Source organism: Romboutsia sp. 13368, assembly GCF_018336475.1.
GTDB lineage: Bacteria > Bacillota > Clostridia > Peptostreptococcales > Peptostreptococcaceae > Romboutsia.
Genome location: NZ_CP048741.1, coordinates 2336809 through 2341232, shown reverse-complemented (window position 1 = coordinate 2341232; position 4424 = coordinate 2336809). Strand labels below are relative to the sequence as shown.

The 4424-nt window shown below is 28.5% G+C and carries 5 protein-coding genes; 4 read left to right on the top strand and 1 reads right to left on the bottom strand.

Annotation, left to right across the window (positions count from 1 at the left end):
• Window positions 1-182 precede the first annotated feature (182 nt).
• Genes pyrB through pyrE form a run of 4 tightly spaced genes read left to right on the top strand, consistent with a single transcriptional unit; the run spans window position 183 to window position 3401 of the window.
• Window positions 183-1148 carry an aspartate carbamoyltransferase gene (gene pyrB, locus G3997_RS09800; protein WP_296645584.1) on the top strand — a complete coding sequence of 322 codons (966 nt, stop codon included), beginning with the start codon at window positions 183-185 and terminating at the stop codon, window positions 1146-1148.
• Between the two features lie 34 nt (window positions 1149-1182).
• Window positions 1183-1875: a dihydroorotate dehydrogenase electron transfer subunit gene (locus tag G3997_RS09795; protein WP_296645583.1), complete on the top strand. Its 693-nt coding sequence runs from the start codon at window positions 1183-1185 to the stop codon at window positions 1873-1875.
• Window positions 1868-2770 (top strand): dihydroorotate dehydrogenase, encoded by a 903-nt coding sequence (locus tag G3997_RS09790; protein WP_296645582.1) that lies wholly within the window; start codon window positions 1868-1870, stop codon window positions 2768-2770. Before G3997_RS09795 ends, G3997_RS09790 begins: the two co-directional genes overlap by 8 nt.
• 46 nt (window positions 2771-2816) lie before the next feature.
• Entirely contained in the window at window positions 2817-3401 is a 585-nt protein-coding gene (gene pyrE, locus G3997_RS09785; protein ID WP_296645581.1) for an orotate phosphoribosyltransferase, read from the top strand.
• Between the two features lie 99 nt (window positions 3402-3500).
• Here pyrE and G3997_RS09780 read toward each other — a convergent pair whose 3' ends face one another.
• Entirely contained in the window at window positions 3501-4394 is an 894-nt protein-coding gene (locus G3997_RS09780; protein ID WP_296645580.1) for a LysR family transcriptional regulator, read from the bottom strand.
• Window positions 4395-4424 lie beyond the last annotated feature (30 nt).

The following is a 4424-nucleotide window of genomic DNA, read 5'->3' as shown; positions in this document are numbered from 1 at the left end:
ATAGTTATATTAAATTTCAGATTATATATGAATATATTAGGTGTATATTTTTAAATAAATAAATTAAATTAAAATAGGTTGACTTTATAAAAAAAAGGTGTTAATCTACTAAAAGAATAAAATTTATATTATAAAAATACTTTTAAATTTAGTCCAGAGAGGCTAAAAAAGGAGGACAATATATGTTATTAAAGGGAAGAAATTTAATCCAACCAGAAGACTTTTCTGTTGAAGAAATAGATCAAATATTATCATTATCTCAAAATATAATTGAGAACCCATCAAAATATTCTCGTGTTTGTGAAGGTAAATTACTGGCTACTTTATTTTATGAGCCATCGACAAGAACAAGATTAAGCTTTGAATCAGCTATGCATAGATTAGGTGGAAGTGTTGTAGGTTTTTCTGAACCTAGCTCATCATCTGTATCAAAAGGAGAATCATTAGGAGATACAATAAGAACTGTATCATGTTATGCAGATGTTATAGCAATGAGACATCCAGTAGCAGGTTCTGCAGAAGAAGCAATAAAATATAGCGAAGTACCTTTTATAAATGCAGGAGATGGTAAAAACCAACATCCAACTCAAACACTTACAGATTTACTTACTATTAAATCCCTAAAAAGAAAATTAGAAAATCATACAATAGGATTATGTGGAGATTTAAAAAATGGAAGAACAGTACATTCTTTAGTAAAAGCTATGTCTAGATACAAAGGAACTAAGTTTGTATTTATATCTCCAGATGAATTAAAAATGCCAGAATACATAAAACAAGCAATACAAGAACAAGGTCATGCCTATTATGAAACAAATAATTTAGATGAAGTTATAGGAAGTTTAGATATTTTATACATGACAAGAGTTCAAAGAGAAAGATTTGAAAAACAAGAAGAGTATGAAAGGTTAAAAGATTACTATATATTAAATAAATCAAAAATGCAAAACGCTAGTAAAGATATGCTTGTTATGCATCCACTTCCAAGAGTTAATGAAATCGATGTAGATGTTGACTCAGATGAAAGAGCAGTGTACTTTAAGCAAGCTAAATATGGAATGTTCGTAAGAATGGCGTTAATAATGAAACTTTTAGGAGTAAATGAATATTACAACGAATTAGAAGAAGTTGCAATAGATTCTATATAATTTAAAAATGTATGATGATAAGGGGAGAATTAATATGTATAAAGTAATTGAAAATAGATATGTAGGGGAAGATATGTACCTTATGAAAGTTGAAGGTAACTTTGAAGGTAAAATGGGTCAATTTTATATGATAAGAGCATGGGATAAGTTTCCACTTCTTTCAAGACCAATAAGTATACACGATATAGATGAAAACAGTATAAGTTTCTTATATAAAGTAGTAGGAGAAGGAACTCAAATTTTAAGTAAAGTTAAAGTAAATGAAACTATAAAACTTGAAGGTCCATACGGAAATGGATATGAAAAGGTTGAAGGAAGAGTTGCTTTAGTAGGTGGAGGAATTGGGGTTGCACCACTTTACTTAGTAGCTAAAAATATAGAAAATTGTGATGCTTACTTAGGATTTAGAAACGAAGCTATATTAGAAGAAAAATACAAAGAAGTTTGTAATGAGGTTCATATAGCAACAGGAAATAAATTTGTAACAGACATACTAGATGTTGAAGGATATGATTATATATTAACTTGTGGTCCTACTCCTATGATGGAAAAGTTAGTAAAAATGACAGAAGGAACAAAAACAAAAATAATGGTTTCTTTAGAAAATCATATGGCTTGTGGAGTTGGAGCATGTTTAGTATGTACTTGCAAAACACAATTTGGAAATAAGAAAACTTGTAAAGATGGACCTGTATTCTGGGGGGAGGATGTGATATTTAATGACTAATTTAGGTGTAAAATTCGGGAAGATAAACTTTAAAAATCCAGTTGTTATGGCTTCAGGGACTTTTGGATTTGGTAAAGAATATAATGATATTTATGATATAGAGAAATTAGGTGGAGTAAGTAGCAAAGGTCTTACTTTAGAAAAAAGAGACGGAAATAAGGGCATGAGAGTTTATGAAACTCCATCAGGAATGATGAATAGTGTAGGACTTGAAAATCCAGGTGTTCAAGGCTTTATAGATAATGAATTACAATTTTTTAAAGATTTAGATTTAGTAAGAATAGCTAATTTAGGTGGAAGTACATTAGATGATTATATAAAGGGAGCAGAGCTTTTAAATAATCAACCTATAGATATGATAGAGTTAAACATATCTTGTCCAAATGTAAAAGCTGGTGGAATGGCCTTTGGTATAAAAAATGAAGTAGCTAGGGAAGTTGTAAGAGCAGTTAGAAAAGTTACGGATTTACCTTTGGTAGTTAAGTTATCACCTAATGCAGAAGATATAGTTGGCATGGCTAAAGTGTGTGAAGAAGAAGGTGCAGATGGAATATCTTTAGTAAACACATTTAAAGCAATGGCTATAGATATACATAAGAAAAAGCCGGTATTTGAAAATATATATGCAGGTTTATCGGGACCAGCAATAAAGCCAATAGCACTTAGAATGGTTCATGAAGTATGTAAAAATGTTAGTATACCAGTTATGGGAATGGGCGGAATAACTACAGCTGAAGATGCTATAGAGTTTATAATGGCAGGGGCAACATGCATACAAGTTGGAACTGCAAATTTTATAAATCCTAGGATAGGTCTTGAAATAATCAATGGAATAGAAGAGTTTATGAAAAAAGAAGGAATAAAGAGTTTAGACGAAATTAGAGGAATATTGTAATAAATTAAGGTAAAACAAACATATGAAAAATTGGGAGGATATAATTATGAGTAAAGTAGATGTAGTAGAAATATTAAAGAAAAGTGATGCATTATTAGAAGGGCACTTCTTATTATCTTCAGGAAAGCATAGTAATAGATATGTACAATGTGCTAAGGTATTAAGATTTCCACAATATGCAGAACAAGTATTAAGCACAGTTGTTGAACAAATAAAAGATTTAGATATAGATTTAGTAGTAGGACCTGCAATGGGTGGAGTTATAGTTTCTTATGAATTAGGAAGACAATTAAATAAAGAAACTGTATTTACAGAAAGAAAAGATGGAGTAATGGAACTTAGAAGAGGGTTTGAAGTTAAGCCAGGAGCTAAAATAATAATAGCTGAAGATGTTGTAACAACTGGAAAATCAACAATAGAAACTAAAGAAGCTTTAGAAAAATTAGGTGGGGAAGTTATAGGAGTAGCTTGTATAGCAAATAGAACATCTAAAGATATAGGAATGCCTATATATAGTGCAATAAAATTAGATATACAAGTTCATGAATCAGATGATTGTCCTTTATGTAAAGAAGGAAATATAGAGTTAGTTAAGCCAGGAAGTAGAGAGTTTAAAGAATTAGGAATGTAATTTAATATATATTAAAATAAGGACTTAGTAATAGCTAAATCCTTATTTTTTTAGATTTAGATAGTTAAATTATAAATATTTATCTATATTATTATAAATTTATTTAGTAATAGTAGATAAATAACTTTTAAATTCTTCTAAAAATATCTTAGTAGCTTTTGTAACATTTATATTTTTAGGTAAAATATAAGAAAAACTACGATTATAAGATTTATCTAACTCTATGGTAATTAACTCCTTATTTTCAGCAGCAGAAGATGCTACAAAATTAGAGATTATAGTAATACCGAGTCCATTTCTAACAGCTTCTTTAACAGCATAATTACTACCTAACACCATTAAATTTCTAGGAACTATTTTATTTGAATTTAAAAATATATTTAGATATTCTCTAGTACCAGAACCTTCTTCTCTAACTACCCAATTTTGATTTTCTAATAAGTCAAATGTAAACTTACTGTTATTTAAGTTAGAATCATAAGGAACTGCTAAAACCATTTTATCTTCCAATAGATATTCTTGATTCAGATTAGTATAAGAAGATATACCTTCTATAAATCCTATATCTAAAGTTAAATCCTTTAAATTATCAACAATTATTGAAGTGTTTTCAATAAGCAAATCAACTTCTATATCAGGATATTTTTCATGGAAAATACTTAAAAATTTAGGTAGAATATATTCTCCAATAGTCAAACTAGCACCAATCTTTATAATACCTTTTATAGAATCAGAGATATTTCTAACTTCCATATATGTAGTATCTAAAATATGTAAAATTTCCTTTGCTCTATTATAAAGTTTATAACCATTTTCTGTTATAACTATTGATTTATGTTTTATAGACCTATTAATTAAAGTAACTCCATAATAATTTTCTAAGTTTTTTATATGTGTACTTACACTAGGCTGAGATAAATTTAAATGTTCTCCAGCTTTTGTAAAATTTTTCTGCTCTACTACAGCGATAAATGTTTTTAATTCTTCAAACACAATGATACCTCCTAAAGTTGAACATATAAT